Origin of the sequence: Caballeronia catudaia (assembly GCF_001544755.2) — a bacterium.
Lineage (GTDB): Bacteria > Pseudomonadota > Gammaproteobacteria > Burkholderiales > Burkholderiaceae > Caballeronia > Caballeronia catudaia.
Genome location: NZ_FCOF02000007.1, coordinates 1 through 17,252 on the forward strand (window position 1 = coordinate 1; position 17,252 = coordinate 17,252).

Annotated in this window: 16 protein-coding genes, 1 tRNA gene and 1 pseudogene; 9 read left to right on the forward strand and 9 right to left on the reverse strand. The window is 63.4% G+C overall.

Going from position 1 to position 17,252, the window contains the following annotated elements; translation table 11 throughout:
- A pseudogene (locus tag AWB75_RS37665) lies at nucleotides 1-396 on the forward strand (hypothetical protein); the annotation flags it as partial.
- A 1-nt stretch (nucleotide 397) separates the two neighbouring features.
- On the forward strand, nucleotides 398-772 hold the full coding sequence (locus AWB75_RS09485; protein ID WP_143746416.1) for a hypothetical protein: 375 nt from the start codon (nucleotides 398-400) through the stop codon (nucleotides 770-772).
- Between the two features lie 278 nt (nucleotides 773-1,050).
- Here the strand turns inward: AWB75_RS09485 and AWB75_RS09490 are convergent, their stop codons facing one another.
- From AWB75_RS09490 to cysS, 7 genes are all read right to left on the reverse strand, one after another.
- Complete coding sequence (locus tag AWB75_RS09490) at nucleotides 1,051-1,554, reverse strand: hypothetical protein (RefSeq protein ID WP_061123846.1); 504 nt, start codon at nucleotides 1,552-1,554, stop codon at nucleotides 1,051-1,053.
- 317 nt (nucleotides 1,555-1,871) lie between these two features.
- Nucleotides 1,872-1,964, reverse strand: a tRNA-Ser gene (locus tag AWB75_RS09495).
- Between the two features lie 183 nt (nucleotides 1,965-2,147).
- Nucleotides 2,148-3,398 (reverse strand): aspartate kinase, encoded by a 1,251-nt coding sequence (locus AWB75_RS09500; RefSeq protein WP_061123847.1) that lies wholly within the window; start codon nucleotides 3,396-3,398, stop codon nucleotides 2,148-2,150.
- Between the two features lie 332 nt (nucleotides 3,399-3,730).
- Nucleotides 3,731-5,158: a tRNA lysidine(34) synthetase TilS gene (gene tilS / locus AWB75_RS09505; RefSeq protein ID WP_061123848.1), complete on the reverse strand. Its 1,428-nt coding sequence runs from the start codon at nucleotides 5,156-5,158 to the stop codon at nucleotides 3,731-3,733.
- Between the two features lie 30 nt (nucleotides 5,159-5,188).
- Entirely contained in the window at nucleotides 5,189-6,160 is a 972-nt protein-coding gene (locus AWB75_RS09510) for an acetyl-CoA carboxylase carboxyltransferase subunit alpha (protein ID WP_061123849.1), read from the reverse strand.
- 129 nt (nucleotides 6,161-6,289) lie between these two features.
- Entirely contained in the window at nucleotides 6,290-7,342 is a 1,053-nt protein-coding gene (locus AWB75_RS09515; protein WP_061123850.1) for an endonuclease III domain-containing protein, read from the reverse strand.
- A 47-nt stretch (nucleotides 7,343-7,389) separates the two neighbouring features.
- Nucleotides 7,390-8,787 (reverse strand): cysteine--tRNA ligase, encoded by a 1,398-nt coding sequence (cysS, locus tag AWB75_RS09520; RefSeq protein ID WP_061123851.1) that lies wholly within the window; start codon nucleotides 8,785-8,787, stop codon nucleotides 7,390-7,392.
- Between the two features lie 469 nt (nucleotides 8,788-9,256).
- Between cysS and AWB75_RS09525 the strand changes: the two genes are divergently transcribed.
- From AWB75_RS09525 to AWB75_RS09540, 4 genes are all read left to right on the forward strand, one after another.
- On the forward strand, nucleotides 9,257-10,087 hold the full coding sequence (locus AWB75_RS09525; protein WP_061123852.1) for a tetratricopeptide repeat protein: 831 nt from the start codon (nucleotides 9,257-9,259) through the stop codon (nucleotides 10,085-10,087).
- A gap of 117 nt (nucleotides 10,088-10,204) precedes the next feature.
- Entirely contained in the window at nucleotides 10,205-10,786 is a 582-nt protein-coding gene (locus AWB75_RS09530) for a peptidylprolyl isomerase (RefSeq protein ID WP_061123853.1), read from the forward strand.
- A 104-nt stretch (nucleotides 10,787-10,890) separates the two neighbouring features.
- The gene (locus AWB75_RS09535) at nucleotides 10,891-11,382 is read left to right on the forward strand and encodes a peptidylprolyl isomerase (protein WP_061123854.1); all 492 of its coding nucleotides are present in this window, start codon (nucleotides 10,891-10,893) and stop codon (nucleotides 11,380-11,382) included.
- 13 nt (nucleotides 11,383-11,395) lie between these two features.
- Nucleotides 11,396-12,196, forward strand: a complete 801-nt coding sequence (locus tag AWB75_RS09540) for a UDP-2,3-diacylglucosamine diphosphatase (protein WP_061123855.1) — start codon at nucleotides 11,396-11,398, stop codon at nucleotides 12,194-12,196.
- On the opposite strand, the gene cysE is transcribed toward AWB75_RS09540, so the two are convergent.
- On the reverse strand, nucleotides 12,193-12,993 hold the full coding sequence (cysE, locus tag AWB75_RS09545) for a serine O-acetyltransferase (protein WP_061123856.1): 801 nt from the start codon (nucleotides 12,991-12,993) through the stop codon (nucleotides 12,193-12,195). The genes AWB75_RS09540 and cysE overlap by 4 nt on opposite strands.
- A 166-nt stretch (nucleotides 12,994-13,159) precedes the next feature.
- A complete protein-coding gene (locus AWB75_RS09550; protein WP_061123857.1) occupies nucleotides 13,160-13,930 on the reverse strand; it encodes an RNA methyltransferase in 771 nt (256 codons plus the stop codon).
- Nucleotides 13,931-14,205: 275 nt separating this feature from the next.
- Here AWB75_RS09550 and AWB75_RS09555 point away from each other — a divergent pair, with 275 nt between their 5' ends.
- The 3 genes from AWB75_RS09555 (at nucleotide 14,206) to AWB75_RS09565 (ending at nucleotide 17,073) form a co-directional block, all read left to right on the forward strand.
- Nucleotides 14,206-15,009 carry an inositol monophosphatase family protein gene (locus AWB75_RS09555; RefSeq protein WP_061124051.1) on the forward strand — a complete coding sequence of 268 codons (804 nt, stop codon included), beginning with the start codon at nucleotides 14,206-14,208 and terminating at the stop codon, nucleotides 15,007-15,009.
- Between the two features lie 195 nt (nucleotides 15,010-15,204).
- Nucleotides 15,205-16,503, forward strand: coding sequence for a lysophospholipid transporter LplT (gene lplT / locus AWB75_RS09560; RefSeq protein ID WP_061124052.1), 1,299 nt, complete (start codon nucleotides 15,205-15,207; stop codon nucleotides 16,501-16,503).
- Between the two features lie 201 nt (nucleotides 16,504-16,704).
- Nucleotides 16,705-17,073 carry a DUF883 family protein gene (locus AWB75_RS09565; RefSeq protein ID WP_061123858.1) on the forward strand — a complete coding sequence of 123 codons (369 nt, stop codon included), beginning with the start codon at nucleotides 16,705-16,707 and terminating at the stop codon, nucleotides 17,071-17,073.
- The last annotated feature ends 179 nt before the right edge of the window (nucleotides 17,074-17,252 follow it).

A 17,252-nucleotide genomic window follows, 5' to 3' on the forward strand; every position in this document is an offset into this window, starting at 1 on the left:
GGCGCGGCTGAAGGGGTCGCCGGGGCGGTGCTTGGCGGCGCGGGTTCGAGCGACGGCGATTCGATGCTCAAGAGCTTGAGCGATACTGATACTGGCAACGCTAGTTCGTTGCTCAGTGACGCGCAACCGTTCGAGTACCAGCCGGACATGCCAGTTGGTGAAGTCTTTGAGGTCGCTTCGCAGAAAATCAAGACACCAAACACGGGTGATCCTAGAACGTGGTATACGAATCCCGGCAGTGCGCAAATGCGCCTATTCGGGGATACCGGTGCGCCAGTGATTGATCTCGACTTCGATCACGTACATAACGGTCTTCGTCCGCACGCCCACAATTGGAATGATGGTGTGAGAGACGGCGGCAGCGATGTTGTCCCTTTCAGTCCTTGGAATCCTTAACATGGAAGAAAATTCAAGCGTTATCGCCCGGTATCATTCGTTTCATGACTGGTACTTGTGCGGCGTATCAGCCGATATGTTTAGCAAGGTTGTCGAGTTGACATTGATGTTCGACAACAGAAAGGATCGCGCTCGCCTGAGGTTCAGCGGAGCAACTCGCTGCTTGGTGAAAGATTTTCTGATTCAGAACATTATCTATTCTGTAGATGTGCTTTCGGATTTCGAGTCTCAAGAGTTCAAACAAGCCCGTTCAGCTTTAGACTGTTCTTATCCATGGGGTAAAGATAAACCGCCCAAGCCGATTGCTTCTATTAGCGCATCTATCGGCGCTGATCTGCTCATAGAGTTCGATTCGGTAGACGTGGAGTCCGAATAGCAAAAGGAAGTCGACACGGAATTGGACGAATCTCTAGAATCCTTACTGCGGTTCTATCGTATTCTGCGAAGTCTGGCGCGTGGTTGCGCCGGAACAGGCTTGGCGGCCTGTCATCCTCAAACCCGTGACGCCTGCGCAATGCAGGCGAAGCGTTAGTTGGACCCCGCCCGCTCCTGACCAAAGCGGCGCGGTGCTTTCGTACGCCTATGGGCGGGACGTGGCAGGGAACCCGAAAGGGTTGCCGGTTAGTGGTTTGAGGCTCCGGTCCGCCAACCTTGTCACTGTTCCCGCCCGCCCCGAGCGTCGGCTTGTTCCAACTTGTGCGTCTTCGCTGCGAGCGCCGCCTCCAGCGCTTGATACGCCTCCGTGCTGATAGCCGGATGAACGCCGCGCTCGATTTCATCGAACAGGAAAACCGGGCGCTCGCTTGGCACGATCTTCTTGGCCCATTCTTTCAAGTCCAGCCCGTAGACGTGTCGTCGTTCGTAACCAACGTGTTCGTCCGTTATTCTGCGCCCGTCTTCGCGACACACTGACAGTTCTCCAGCGTCAATCGCTTGATGAATCGCCCGAATGCGCGGCCCCAAGCACTTGATATAAGGATGGCGCAACGTCGCCCGCGCGAGCGCAGTTTGCTCGCCGATTGGCCGCGCGAGTTTCAATTCCTTTTCTACTTCATCGGCGGTCAATCCGCACCACATGGCTGCGGCGACCGGAACGTGATAGACCGAATAACAGGCCAGCACCGTAGCGCAGCTATCGTCTTCCCAAGGTTTGCCCATGCGTTTCTCCCCTACGCAAAGACATTGCACAAGCCGCAACAAAGACGCGGCATCACCCCTGTCTACTCAAAATTTCAGCAGTCTTGATGATGCTATCAGAATGGGACTTGTCTTATAAATGCCGATGAAGGACGAGACCTTCCAGAGACAGGTAGAACCATCCAGAACAATCCGCTGTATCGTTTCGACAACACATCACGCGCGGATAATCAGGACGACAAACGACCGTAGCCCGCGCCTGCTGATGGGCTATTTGATGGGCTGAAAAAGAAGAAACCCCGTAAGTCTTTGAACTTACGGGGTTTCTTTACCACTACTGGCGGAGACGGAGGGATTCGAACCCTCGATCCAGTTTTTAGCCAGATGCTCCCTTAGCAGGGGAGTGCCTTCGACCTCTCGGCCACGTCTCCCAAACTTTTCGTTGCACCGGGAGTGCAGTGCAACGAGATCGAGATAATAGCGTGTTCGCACGCGCCGGTCAAATTCGCATGACGATTTTTTTCAGATCATCAATGCCGAAACGCCGTGCTCCGCAAACCGCAACGATGTGAATGCCCGCGAGCCTCCACATCGGCGCTACAACACACGGCGAATTACCCGCGGTCCAGCTCGAACGCCTTGTGCAGCGCGCGCACGGCGAGTTCTGTGTACTTCTCGTCGATCAGCACGGAAATCTTTATTTCGGACGTCGAGATCATCTGAATGTTGATGCCCTCTTCCGACAGCGTGCGGAACATCGTGCTCGCGATGCCCACGTGCGAACGCATGCCAACACCCACCACCGAGACCTTCGACACCTTCGGATCGCCCAGCACGGTTTCCGCCTGGACGTGGCCCTTCACCTGGTTATTCAGGATTTCGAGCGCGCGCTGATAGTCGCCGCGGCCGACCGTGAACGTGAAGTCGGTCTTGCCGTTCACGCTCTGGTTCTGAATGATCATGTCGATGTCGATGTTCGCATCGGCGACCGGCCCGAGAATCTGATACGCGACGCCCGGCTTGTCGGGCACGCCCATGACCGCGATGCGCGCTTCGTCGCGCTGGAACGCGATGCCAGAAATCACTGCTTTTTCCATGTTCTCGTCTTCTTCAAAAGTAATCAGCGTGCCGGAGTGCATCTCGTCTGCGAGCGGCATCAGCGGATCGGTCAGGCTGGAGAGCACGCGCGTCTTCACCTGATACTTGCCGGCGAATTCCACCGAGCGGATCTGCAGCACCTTGGAGCCGAGGCTCGCCATTTCCAGCATCTCTTCGAAAGTCACGCGGTCGAGCCGGCGCGCTTCTTCGACGACGCGCGGGTCGGTCGTGTAGACGCCGTCGACGTCGGTATAAATCAGGCATTCGTCCGCCTCGAGCGCAGCGGCGATCGCCACCGCCGAGGTATCCGAGCCGCCGCGGCCGAGCGTCGCGATATGACCTTCGGGGTCCACGCCCTGGAAGCCCGTGATGACGACGACCTTGCCCGCGTCGAGCTCCTTCAGCACGCGCTCGCCGTCGATCTCGCTGATGCGCGCCTTCGTGAACGCGCTGTCGGTCCTGATCGGCACTTGCCAGCCGGCGTAACTCACGGCTTCGAGACCTTCGGCGTGCAGCGCGATGGCGAGAAGCCCCACGCTCACCTGCTCGCCGGTCGAGGCAATCATGTCGAGTTCGCGCGGGTCCGGGTCGGCCTTGAGGTCTCTCGCGAGACCGAGCAGGCGGTTCGTTTCGCCGGACATCGCCGAGGGCACGACGACCATCTTGTGGCCGGCCTTGTGCCATTTGGCGACGCGCTTGGCGACGTTCTTGATGCGCTCGACCGAGCCCATCGAAGTGCCGCCGTATTTGTGTACGATGAGTGCCATTTGCGTTTTGAACTGGAGGGAAAACCGCGCTTCACGCGCTCGATGCGCAGCGCTAGAGACTCGCGCTCGACCCGGCTTCGGGGATGTTGAAGCCTGCGAACAGTGTGGCGCTGCCGCACGCCCGCCGCGCGCTTGCTTACCTGCGCACGGATGCGTGGTTGCGGGCGAAATCGAGTCTTTTGAACGGAGATGCCGCGCAAAAACGCGCTTGGGCGAAACGAGTAACCGTACCCGATCGAAGCCGAAATTACAAGATGAGGCGCCCTCTCGCGGCGCCCTTTACCGAATGTCGCGGCGATTTTACCGGCTTCGGCACAACGGCTTCTCTTCGATCAGGCCAGCAGCAGATCCGGCCGCCACGAAATGCGGCGCAGCGGTCCGTGCCCGGCGCTCGGCGCGGCTTCGCGATTCACGCCCACGTGCGGGACGAACAGCAGCGCTTCACCGATGAACAGCAGCGGCACGTCCCGCTTCCAGGCCGGCACGCCGCGCTCCTGAAAAAGATTCTTGAGCGTGCGGCTCGGCGCTTCGCCCGCGACGCGCATGCGCTCGCCGCCCGCACGCGAACGCGCGACGAGCGGCGCCGCGCGCAGCACGCCCTCGCCGACCACATCGTCGGCGGGTGCATCGGCGGGCTCGAAGACGAACGAGCCGCGCCATTGCGGCAGACGCCATACTTCTTCGCCCTGCCATTGCAGTTCCGCCGCGGCCTTGAGCGCGGGCACGCCTTCGTCGAGATCGGGCGCATCGCCGCTGTCGCCCGCTTCCCAGGACAGCACATTGCGATACGCGCGCAAACAATGCCCCGCATGATCGACGCGCAACGCGTGACCGTCGCGCGCGGCGGCGGCATCGCGCAACTGGCGCAGCATGTCGGCGATGCGCGCCGTCGATGCCGTCAGCAATCCGCGCGAGCGAATCCAGTGGCGCATGAGGTTGATCGCGCGTTCGTCGTCGAGGGCGAGGAGCGCGTCGAGCGCGAGCGCGCCCTCTTCGCCCGCACTCTGCACGTGCTCGTAGTCGATGCGCGCGAGCTGATCCAGCAGCCGCTGCGCCGACGCCGCATGCGACGCGGTGCGCGCGAGCGCATCGCGGAAGCCGGGGAAATGCACCGCGAGAACCGGCAGCACGTCATGCCGCAGCGCGTTGCGCGAATAGCGCGTGTCGGCATTGGATTCATCGTCGATCCAGACGAGGTCGCGCTCGTGCGCGTACTGCTCCAGTTGCGCGCGCAACAGGCGCAAGAGCGGCCGCAGACGCGGCACCGCGCCATCGAACCGCTGCGGCGCCATTGCCGCGAGGCCCGCGACGCCCGCGCCGCGCAGCAGTTGCAGCAGCACGGTCTCGGCCTGATCGTCGGCGTGATGCGCGATCAGCAGCGCGCTCGCGCCATGTTCGTCGCAGAGAGCGTCGAGCGCACGATAACGCGCATCGCGCGCCGCCGCTTCGAGACTTTCGCCGCCCGCGCGCGCGACATCGACATGACGCGCTGCAAAGCGAACGTCGAGCGACGCCGCAAAACGCTCGCAATGCGCGGCCCATGCGTTGGCGTTCGGACTCAGCCCATGATGAATGTGCAGCGCGACGACACGCTGCGCGCCGAAGCAGCGCACGGCAGCATCGAGCAGCACGGTCGAGTCGAGTCCGCCGCTCAGTGCGACGGCGAGAGGCGCATCGGAGGAAAGATCCGCGTCCGAAACCGCCGCGCGCACCGCCTCGTAGACGAGGCGGCCGGCCGGGGTTTCGTTATCGGACGTCACGAGAGTTCGTGAGAGGTAAGAAAGAACCGGTTACGCGCCCGGCAGCGATTCCTTGTACTTGCCGTACGCCATCAGCTTTTCGAAGCGGCGCTCGCGCAGGTCGTTGACGCTCATGCCCTGGAACTGACGCAGCGAGTCGGCGAGCGCACGGCGCAGCAGCGCGGCCATGCCCTTCGAATCGCGATGCGCGCCGCCGAGCGGCTCGTTCACGATTTTATCGATGAGACCGAGCGCCTTCAGTCGATGCGCGGTGAGACCCAGCGCTTCGGCCGCCTCCGGCGCCTTCGCCGCGCTCTTCCACAGGATCGACGCGCAGCCTTCGGGCGAGATGACCGAGTACGTGGAGAATTGCAGCATCATCACGACGTCCGCGACGGCGACCGCGAGCGCGCCGCCCGAGCCGCCCTCGCCGATGATCGTCGTGATGATCGGCGTCTTGAGTTCCGCCATCACATAGAGATTGCGGCCGATCGCCTCCGACTGGCCGCGCTCTTCCGCGCCGATGCCCGGATACGCGCCCGGCGTATCGACGAACGTGAAAATGGGCAGGCTGAATTTTTCAGCGGTGCGCATCAGCCGCTCGGCCTTGCGATAGCCTTCCGGACGCGGCATGCCGAAGTTGCGCAGCGCGCGCTCCTTCGTGTCGCGGCCCTTCTGATGGCCGATCACCATGCATGGCTGACCGTTGAAACGCGCGAAGCCGCCGACGATCGCGAGGTCGTCCGCAAACGCGCGGTCGCCATGCAGTTCGTGGAAATCGGTGAAAAGTTCGCTCACATAGTCGAGCGTGTACGGACGCTGCGGATGACGCGCAATTTGCGAAACCTGCCAGGGCGACAGATTCGCGTAGAGATCCTTCGTGAGTTGCTGGCTCTTCTTCGAAAGCCGGTCGATTTCTTCCGAAATATCGACAGCGGAATCGTCCTGAACGAAGCGGAGTTCTTCGATCTTCGCTTCGAGTTCAGCGATCGGCTGCTCGAAATCCAGAAACGTGGTCTTCATGTGTTCGAGTCCTAGAACATCGGGCAGCGCGTATTCTAACCGCGTCCGTCCCTGATCAATGCGCGCGGAAGCTATGGATTATAAATCAACGATAGTTCCGCGATCCGCTGGCTGACGTCAATGGTCAGGTCAGTGGTCAGCGGGGATCGGATTGAGGCTGCGCCACATATACCAGGTCGCGACCGTGCGCCACGGCTCCCAGTTCGCCGCGACTTCGCGCGCTTCGCTGCGCGTGACCGGCTCGCCGCTGAAGTAGTTGACGCTGATCGCCTGAATGAGGCCGAGATCGTCGAGCGGCAACACGTCCGGACGCGACAGATTGAAGATGAGGAACATCTCCGCCGTCCATCGGCCGATGCCGCGAATCTGCGTGAGCTCGGCGATCACGGCTTCGTCGTCCATCGATGTCCAGGCATCGACATGCAGCGCGCCCGACTCGAAGTGCTGCGCGAGATCGAGAATGTATTCGGCCTTGCGACGCGACAGGCCGCACGCCTGCAGCTTGTCGTGACCGAGCCTGATGAAATGCGCGGGATGGACTTCGGGGCACGCGTTCTTGACGCGTTCCCAGATGGCCTGCGCGGCCTTCGTCGAGATCTGCTGGCCGGCGACCGAACGCGCGAGCGTCGAGAACGGATCGCCGAGATTGACGAGATGGATCTCGCCGAACTTCGGAATCAGCTTCTTGAGGATGCGGTCGCGCTTCATGAGATCGGCGCACGCGCGGTCCCAGTAATCGGGACGCGTGACTTCGCGTGTCAGTCCGCCGATCTGCACCGGCACCGCTGCATCCGACGTGACGACGCGCGACTTGCGCACGACCTCGCCCTGCTGCGTGTCCGGAACGATCGCCTGTGCATTCGCGCCATCGCCGGCGACGGCCCGGCCGTTGCCTTTCACGGGCGACGCCTCGGCTTCTTCCGTGCCTGCCCTCGACGCGCGCGCGGCGCCGTTCAGACGTGTCGCGGTCTCGGGCTTCGCGGCTTTGAGCGCGGCGCTTCTGGCGGGCTTGACGCCCGCGGCCGTGCGCTTCATCGCGGTGTTGCGTTCGCTCCCCGCGACGACGCCATCGATCTTCTGCGTGGTTGTTTTCGCTTGCGCGCTGCGCGGTCGCTTCGTTGCGCCCGACGCATCGCTAACAGACGCGGGTCGTTTGACCGGCGTCTTCCTGGCCGTTGCCATCTTGCCTCCTGCCTGGTGAGTCGATCAGAGGGTTCGAATGACCGCGTTCAAACGCGGCGCCATTCGGTCGACCCACCCGGTTTGTCTTCAAGAGCAATCCCGGCTTCGAGCAATTCGGCGCGAATCCGGTCTGCTTCGGCATAGTTCTTCGCCTGCTTGGCGGCGATGCGCTCGGCGATCTTCGCTTCGATCTCCTGCGGCGTGAGACTTGGCTCCAAGCCCGTGCCGCTCGCCTGCTGCAGAAAGACGCGCGGTTCGCGCCCGAGCAGGCCGAGCACGCCCGCGAGTCCCTTGAGCTGGCGAGCGAGCGCGGCATCGCGCGTGCGGTTCACTTCGCTCGCGAGATCGAACAGCACCGACACGGCCACCGGCGTGTTGAAGTCGTCGTTCATCGCAGACTGGAAACGCTGCGCGTTCGCTTCGCTCCAGTCAAGTTGCTGATTGTCCGGCTCGACATCCTTCAACGCCGTATATAGACGCGTCAGTGCATTCTTTGCGTCGTCGATATGCACGTCGCTGTAATTCAGCGGCGACCGATAGTGTGCCCGCGCAATAAAGAAGCGCACGACTTCGGCATCAAATTTTTCAAGGACTTCGCGGATCGTGAAGAAGTTGCCGAGCGACTTCGACATCTTTTCACTGTCGATCTGCACGAAGCCGTTGTGCATCCAGTAGTTCACGAAGTGCTTGCCCGTCGCGCCTTCGCTCTGCGCGATCTCGTTCTCGTGATGCGGGAACTGCAGATCCATGCCGCCGCCGTGGATGTCGAACTGCTCGCCGAGCAGCGTGCAGCCCATCGCGGAACATTCGATGTGCCAGCCCGGACGCCCGCGCCCCCACTTCGAGTCCCAGCCGGAGTCGGCGGGCTCGCCGGCCTTCGCCTGCTTCCACAACACGAAGTCGAGCGGATCTTCCTTCGCGTCGTTCGCGGCGACGCGCTCGCCCGCGCGCAAGTCCTCGATCGACTTGCCCGACAGCTTGCCGTAGTCGGCGAACTTGCGCACCGCGTAGTTCACGTCGCCGTCCTTCGCGTGATACGCGTAGCCGTTCGCGTGGAGCGCATCGATCATGCCGAGCATCTGCGGGATGAAGTCGGTCGCGCGCGGCTCGATATCCGCGCGCGCGACACCGAGCGCATCCATGTCCTCGTGCATCGCGGCGATGAAACGATGCGTGAGCGTCTTGATCGGCTCGTTGTTCTCGACGGCGCGGCGGATGATCTTGTCGTCGATGTCCGTGATGTTGCGCACGTACGTGACCTTATAGCCCGACTCGCGCAGCCATCGTTGCACGATGTCGAACACGACGAACATGCGCGCATGCCCGACGTGACAATAGTCATAGACCGTGATTCCGCAGACATACATGCGCACCTCGCCTTCGCGAAGCGGCGTGAAGGGTTGCTTGTCACGGGCGAGCGTGTTGTAGATGCGCAGCGAATTCATAGAAGGCGAAGCGTAGGCCGGAAGCGTCCGTGTACCGGAAAGCAGACGGCGTGAACGACGCGGGCGAGAGTCTGAAAGACGCACACGCGAGCGCGGACACGACGGTCATGCGACCAGGACGGAGACGGCCACGAGTGGCGAAAGACAGTCTGGGGCCGGCGCCGGATGCGAGCTTGGAACACCAAGCGCAAGACGCGTGCGCGGGACGTGCAGACCTTTTGTTAGAATGGGTCGGAGTATAACACCGGGACCTGAGCCTATGAAATGTCGAAGCGGCCGCGCGGCGGGTATGACATGCCGCGCTTTGCGCCCGGTCGAAAGCCTTTCCGGACAGCATGCCGCATCGGGCGTTTCTGCTCGCTTCATGAGTCGCGCATCGAAGCCTGCGCCGTCTCTTTCACCGTCCGTTTTGTCCATTCGGCCGCTTTCGTGGCTTCTTTCGCTGCACCATTCATTGACTCGATTCCAAGTGATCCATCGCAAAGCGCGCACGCCTCTGCAACTCTCTTGCCGGTCCGTCTCCCGGTTCGCGCCCGGCACGCTCCACACATTCGCCGCACGCACGCTCGCCATCGCGACGCTCGGGTTGGCCGCATGCATCGGCGTGTCGGGCGCCGCGTTCGCGCAGACTTCGCCCGCCACGCGCGACGACACGCCGCAAATCGATGCCGCCATCGCGAACAAGCAGTGGACCGACGCGCTCACGCAGCTCGATGCGCGCATCGCGAGCAATCCGCGCGACGCGCAGGCGAAGTTCAAGCGCGCCACCGTGCTCGCGCGCCTGAATCGCGACGACGAAGCCATCGCCGCCTTCACCGAGCTCACGCAGACGTACCCCGAACTGCCCGAGCCGTACAACAACCTCGCCGCGCTCTATGCGAAGAAAGGACGCTATGAGGACGCGCGCGCCGCGCTCGAAACCGCGGTCAAGGCGAACCCCGGCTATGCGCTCGCGTACGACAACCTGGGCGATCTTTACCTGCGGCTCGCGAGCGAGTCGTACAAGCGTGCGCAATCGCTCGGCTCGAAGAGCCCTCTGACGAGCCAGCGCATCGCGGCGATCCAGAACATCTACACGCCGCCGAAGAAACGCGCGTCCGCTCTGGATACGGCCTCGGGCGCGCGCGCTGCGACGGTTCCCAACACGGCCGCGGACGAATGGGCGCCAGCGTCCGGCACCGGTGGAACGAGCGGAACGAGCACGGGGACGATGCCCTCGCCCGACGAATACTCACCATTCGGCGGCCCGACCACCCCGCTGCCGACGTCGCCCTATGTGGCGCCAAAAACGCAGCCGTGAGCGCAACCGTAAGCGCGCGGACCTGCGCGCGGTAAGCTGTCGCCTTGCATCGCGGTATCGGGCGCGCCTGGCTTCGCGGCCGACTGTTTGCATTCACCACACGAGGATTGATCCTTCATGAAATTCCTGATGTTGGCGCTTTCGAGCGCTGCCCTGATCGCGAGCGCGCCCGCGTTCGCCCAGCCGAACGCGCAGGCCGCGCACCCCGTCGTGCTCATCAAGACCACGCAAGGCGACATCAAGGTCGAGCTGTATCCGGAAAAGGCGCCGAAGACCGTGGCGAACTTTTTGGATTACGTGAAGTCCGGTCAATACAGCGGCACGATCTTTCATCGCGTGATTCCGGGCTTCATGATTCAGGGCGGCGGCTACAGCACGAGCTTCGCCGAGAAGCCGACGCGCGCGCCGATTCCGCTCGAAAGTAAGAACGGCCTGAAGAACATGACGGGCACGATCGCGATGGCGCGCACCAGCGACCCGAATTCGGCCACCGCGCAGTTCTTCATCAATACGGTCGATAATGCGGGTCTCGACTATCCGAGCCCGGACGGCAACGGTTACGCGGTGTTCGGCAAGGTCGTCGCGGGCATGGACGTCGTGAAGAAGATCGAAGGCAGCCCGACCACCTCGCGCGGCCCGATGCAGAACGTTCCGCAAAAGCCGGCCGTGATCGAAGCGGCCACGGTGGTTCCGCAGTAACACGTCGCACTAACACCGCGCAGCAACACGAAGCGCCCTTCACTCCCGCGGCGCGCAACGCTTTGCGCCGCGGCTCAATCAAACACACAGGAGAGAACATCATCATGGTCGAACTGCATACGAACCACGGCGTCATCAAGCTCGAACTGGACGCGGAGAAGGCGCCGAAGTCCGTCGAGAACTTCCTCAACTATGTGAAGAAGGGTCATTACGACAACACCGTGTTCCACCGCGTCATCGACGGCTTCATGATCCAGGGCGGCGGCTTCGAGCCGGGCATGAAGCAGAAGCCGACCGACGCGCCGATCGACAACGAAGCCAACAACGGTCTGACGAACGACACGGGCACCGTCGCGATGGCGCGCACGAACGATCCGCATTCGGCGACCGCGCAGTTCTTCATCAACGTGAAGGACAACGACTTCCTGAACCACTCGTCGCCGACGCCGCAAGGCTGGGGCTACACGGTGTTCGGCCGTGTGGTCGAAGGCATGGACGTGGTCGAGAAGATCAAGAAGGTCAAGACCGGCTCGAAGGGCTTCCATCAGGACGTGCCGGTCGACGACGTGGTGATCGAGAAGGCCGTCGTGGTCTGATCCCGGTCATTGCATGATCGATACGAAGACTTCTTCCGATCGCGAAGCAGCGGGCGCAGCGAATCAAGCGCGTCCGCTGTTTTTCATTGCGGACCTGCATCTCTCCGAAGCGATTCCGAAGACGGTCGCCGCGTTCGAGCATTTCATCGACGTCACGGCGAACGACGCCGACTCCGTTTTCATCCTCGGCGACCTGTTCGAGTTCTGGATCGGCGACGACATTCTCGATGCGTCCGCAACGGACCCGCGCGCCAGCTTCGCGCGCCGCATGACGCACAAGCTGCACACGCTGACCGAGCGCGGCATCGGTCTTTACGTGATGCGCGGCAATCGTGATTTCCTGCTGGGCAGGCGCTTCATGAAAGACGCGGGCGCGATGTCCCTGCCCGATCCGTTCGTCATCACCGCATTCGGCAAGCGCATCGTGCTCGCGCACGGCGACGGTCTTTGCACGGCGGACCGCGCCTATCAACGCTTTCGCGCCTTCGCGCGCAACGCATTCGCGCAGCGACTCTTTCTCGCGCTGCCGCTAGAGACGCGGCTCGGCATCGGCCAGCGCATGCGCACGAAGAGCGAGGGCGCGCGCGTGACGGGCGTCTCGGCGAAATACGACGTGACGAAAAAAGCCGTGTCGGATGTTTTCATCCGCAATCACACGGATACGCTGATTCACGGCCATACGCACCGCCCCGCGATGCATCGCGAAGTCGAAGGCGTGCGCTGGGTCCTGCCCGACTGGGAACTCGATGCAGACACGCCGCGCGGCGGCTATCTGCGTCTGGACAAGAACGGCGTGAGCGCGCTGCCGCTTTAACGCCCGAGCGCAGCGCTACGTTCCGCCTGCTCGTCGCACTGGCCGTCCATCGACGTGCATAGGCGCTTCAGATCGACGAGCGCGGCGCCATCCACGCCATTGAGCGCCTCCACGCGCGCACCGAGCCGTTCGAGCGCCGCGACGATCTCGTCGATGCGCTGCGTCTGCGTCGACGCGTGATCGATGAGACCGTGGATCGCGAGCGAGACCGGATCGTCGGCGTTCGGCGTGATGCCGTAGGCGCAGAAGCCTTCGCGCTTCGTTTCCTGCGCCCTGGACACGGCCGGCATCACGATGCGCGCCGGATTGCCCACCGCCGTGCCGCCCGCCGGCACCGGCTTGACGACGACGGCGTTCGAGCCGATCTTCGCGTCCGCGCCGATCGTGAAGCCGCCGAGCACCTTCGCGCCCGCGCCGACGATCACGCCGCGTTCGAGCGTCGGATGGCGCTTCGCGCCGCGCGTGAGCGACGTGCCGCCGAGCGTCACGCCCTGATAGATCGTGCAGTCGTCGCCGATTTCGGCCGTCTCGCCGATCACGACGCCCATGCCGTGATCGATGAACACGCGCCGTCCGAGCGTCGCGCCCGGATGGATTTCAATGCCCGTGAGAAAGCGCGCGATCTGCGACACGAAGCGCCCGAGCCAGCGCCTTTGCCCGCGCCAGCACGCGTGTGCGAAGCGATGCAGCACGATGGCGTGCAGACCGGGATAACACGTGACGACTTCCCAGGCGCTGCGGGCGGCGGGATCGCGCTCGCGGATGGCGGCGATGTCTTCGCGAAGTCGGTCGAACATGGCGATGTCTCTGAGTGGGGGCGGGATTCGGCCAATGCACGGACCGTGCAAAGCTTATATCGGCTGTCGCCGTTTTTCGCCGATTGTAGGACGAGCGCGGCGAGTCTGCCCGATGCCCCCGATGGCAGCGCGGTCGCTGCCAGCGTCCCAAAGAGCGCACGCGCGTTCAGTCTTTCTTCGATCGCAGCAGGATGTGCTTCGCGATGCCGCGCAGAATATTCACCTCTTCGCGCTCCAGCCCCGAGCGCGCAAACAGCCGCCGCACGCGCGACATCAGCTTTTTCGGATTGGCCGGATCGAGAAATTCGAGCGCGACGAGCGCTTCTTCGAGATGCGCATACATGCCCTCGATTTCATCGCTCGCCGCGCTCTGCCCCGCCGGCTCGACGGCGGCGAGCGCGCTCCCGGGCGCCTGAAACGCGACCCGCAACTCGTAGGCGAGCACCTGCACCGCCTGCGCGAGATTGAGCGAGCTGTACGCGGGATTGGCCGGAATATGCGCGAGCGCGCTGCAGCGCTCGACATCCACGTTGGACAGACCGGTGCGCTCGTTGCCGAACACGAGCGCGATGTCGCCGTGACGGACGTATTCGTGCGCGCGTTCGGCCAGCGCGCGCGGCGGCATTTGCGGCGGGCCGTATTCACGCATGCGCGCGGTCAGCGCGACCGACCAGCGCACGCCGACGAGCGCATCGGCGAGCGTGTCGACGACATGGGCGGACGCGAGCACATCGTCGGCGCCGGAGGCCATCGCGATGGCTTCCGGCTCGTTCTTGACGTCGGGCACGCGCGGCGCGACCAGGACGAGGCGCGCGAAGCCCATCGTCTTGAGCGCGCGCGCAGCCGCGCCGACATTGCCCGGATGACTCGGCTCGACGAGGATGAAGCGCGTGGACGTGAAGCCGCCGGCAGGCGCGGAAAGATCGTTGGGTTCCAAGGCGCGGTTTGTGCTGAAGTTCGATGAGAGTGTGAACCCGCTATGTTAACGCGCTTTGGCGACATGCCTCAAACCCGTGTCGTGCGGCGCGGCCTGACTGCGAGTTTCGGGTAAAATGTCGCCTTCGCGCGCCGCGAACGGGTTTGCAGTTCAAGTCGAACCCTCGCGCGAACGCCCCGCTCTTATTCAATTCGTCTTTCGTCGACATAGTCGTTGTCGCCAACTTTTTCGCCCGCGCGTTCACACCCGCGCCGGGCGGCCAGAGGATTTCGCTCATGCATCCGATGCTCAATATCGCTGTCAAGGCCGCGCGCCGCGCCGGACAGATCATCAATCGCGCGTCGCTCGATCTGGATCGCCTCCAGGTCAGCAAGAAGCAGCACAACGACTTCGTGACGGAAGTCGACAAGGCGTCCGAAGCCGCGATCATCGAGACGCTGCACACCGCCTATCCCGACCACTCCATCCTCGCGGAAGAATCCGGCGCAACGGATCGCGAATCGGAATTCCAGTGGATCATCGATCCTCTGGACGGCACCACCAACTTCATCCACGGCTTTCCGTACTACTGCGTGTCGATCGCGCTTGCGCACAAGGGCATCGTGACGCAGGCCGTCATCTACGATCCGACGCGCAACGATCTTTTCACCGCCTCGCGCGGCCGCGGCGCGTATCTGAACGAGCGGCGCATTCGCGTCGGCAAGCTGGACCGTCTGTCCGACGCGCTGATCGGCACGGGCTTCCCTTTCCGCGACGGCCAGGGCCTGAACGCCTACATGCGCCTCTTCAGCGAAATGACGCTGTCGTGCGCCGGCCTGCGCCGTCCGGGCGCGGCCGCGCTCGATCTCGCGAACGTCGCGGCCGGTCGCCTCGACGGCTTCTTCGAGCAGGGCATCCATCCGTGGGACGTCGCGGCGGGCAGCCTGATGGTGACGGAAGCGGGCGGGCTCGTCGGCAATTACACCGGCGAATCGGATTTCCTGTTCAAGAACGAGATCGTCACCGCCAATCCGAAGGTCTACGCGCAGATGGTCAAGATTCTCGACATGTACTCGCGCACGCGCCTGACGGGCGAATAAGCTGTATCCGGCGGGACGCGGCATCGCGTCCCGTTGCTGTTCCCTATGCGCGCGCCTGGCGCGCCGCCTGCTCTGCAACGAATGCAGGGCTCCGTTACAGTGCAACTTTTGCCGGCGTCGCTCAAGGGCGATGCGCGCGCACTCGCCCTTCTCCCGCTTTTCCGCCGCGCGCCGCGCCTACCGCCAAGCCCGCTCATGAAAAAAGGCTTCTACACGATCATCGCCGCGCAATTCGTTTCGTCGCTCGCCGACAACGCGCTCCTGATCGCCGCGATCGCCATGCTCGCCGTCGTGCATTCGGCGCCGTGGGTCACGCCGCTTCTGCAGATCTTCTTCACGATTTCCTACGTGCTGCTCGCGCCGTTCGTCGGCGCTTTCGCCGACGCCATCCAGAAGCGCCACGTCATGTTCATCTCGAACGCGCTCAAGGCCGCCGGCTGCGCGATGATGATCGCGGGCGCGCATCCGATGATCGCGTACGGCGTCGTCGGTCTGGGAGCGGCCGCTTACTCGCCCGCGAAGTACGGCATTCTCACGGAACTCCTGCCGCCGCGAAAGCTGATCGCGGCGAACGCGTGGCTCGAATCCGCGACGGTCGGCTCGACGATCCTCGGCACCGTGATCGGCGGCGCGCTCGTGTCGCAGGTCGTCGCGCGCTGGGTGACGCATGCGCATCTGCCGTTCGTCGCCACCGCCGCGCACGCCGCGCTTTTCGCGGTGATGCTCATTTACGCGTCGGCGGCGCTCATCAACGTGTTCATTCCCGACACCGGCGCGCGCTATCCGAACCTGCTGAACGAGCCGACGAAGCTCGTCCACGATTTCTCCCGCTGCTTCAAAGTCCTGTGGCGCGACAAGCTCGCGCAGATCGCGCTGTGGGTCACGACGCTGCTCTGGGGCGCGGCCGTCACGCTGCAACTGCTCGTGCTCAAGTGGGCCGACGCGAACCTCGGCCTGACGCTGTCGAAGGCCGCCGTGCTGCAGGGCGTGACAGGCGTGGGCATCGCGCTCGGCGCCGTCGCGGCGTCCGCGTGGATCGTACTGCGCCAGTCGCTCAGGGTGCTGCCGGTCGGCGTGATGATCGGGGCCGTCGCGGTCGCGATGGCGTTCTACAACAAGGACCTTTTTCCGGCGGGCGCGGGCGTGCAGATCGGCCCCATTTTCGCGCCGGCGTACATCCTCATGGCCTATCCGCTGATGATCGCGCTTGGCGGCCTGTCCGGCTTTTTCATCGTGCCGATGAACGCGATACTCCAGCATCGCGGCGCGACGCTGCTTTCCGCAGGTCATTCGATCGCCGTGCAGAATTTCAATCAGAACCTCGCCGTGCTGTCGATGCTTGGCGCCTACGCGCTGCTTCTGACCGTCGAGGTGCCGGTGCAATGGATCATCGTCGTGTTCGGCCTTTTCGTGTGCCTGATGATGGCGCTCGCGATGCGCCGCCACGCGCAAAACGAGCGGGAAACGGACTCGGTTGCGCTCGTCGAGGAATGAACCTTGCTCGACGGTGTATTCTGGGTTCATACCCGCAGCTGCCGACGAGGATGAACGACAGGGAACGCGGGCGGCGGGGCCAAGTCGTAATGTTGCATAGCGGTTGTAAGCGGCGCGCCGGGCATTTGCGCGCGACACGAGGCATACACAACGAACCCGGCGTGATTCTTCCTCGGCAACGTCAATAAAGGAGCATGGAAAATGGGATTGTTCACACGTTCGACGCTCGACAGCACAATCAATGGCGCCGCCGATATCGGCCAGCGCGCAGTGCGCGGTGCGAGCGACGCGGTCGATTCGGCCAGCGGCCAGTTGCGCAGCCTGCTCGACGATCTGGAAAGTTCGATTCAGAACGCGAAGGACATCGATGCGGACAAACTGCGTAAAGAATTGCAATCGAAGCTCAAAACCGCGCGCTCGCAGATGAACGGCGCGGGCGGCGCGATCTCGGGCAAATTCGGCGACGCCGCCGGCTACGCCGACGACTTCGTGCATGACAGGCCGTGGCATACGCTCGGCGCAGTGGCGGGACTCGCGTTGCTCGTCGGTTATCTCGCCGGGCGCGCGTGACGCGTTCTGACTTTCTTCTTCGGTAAAGCAGCGCCGGAACGGACCCGCGTTCGTTTCGGCGCCCTCACTCCACGCGTGCGCGAGCGACGCGCTGCGATCAGCGTTGGCCATTCGGCCGACTCGCGCCCATCCCACGACAGGTTAAACTCATGCCCTATCGGCTGATCGGCGGCCGGCGC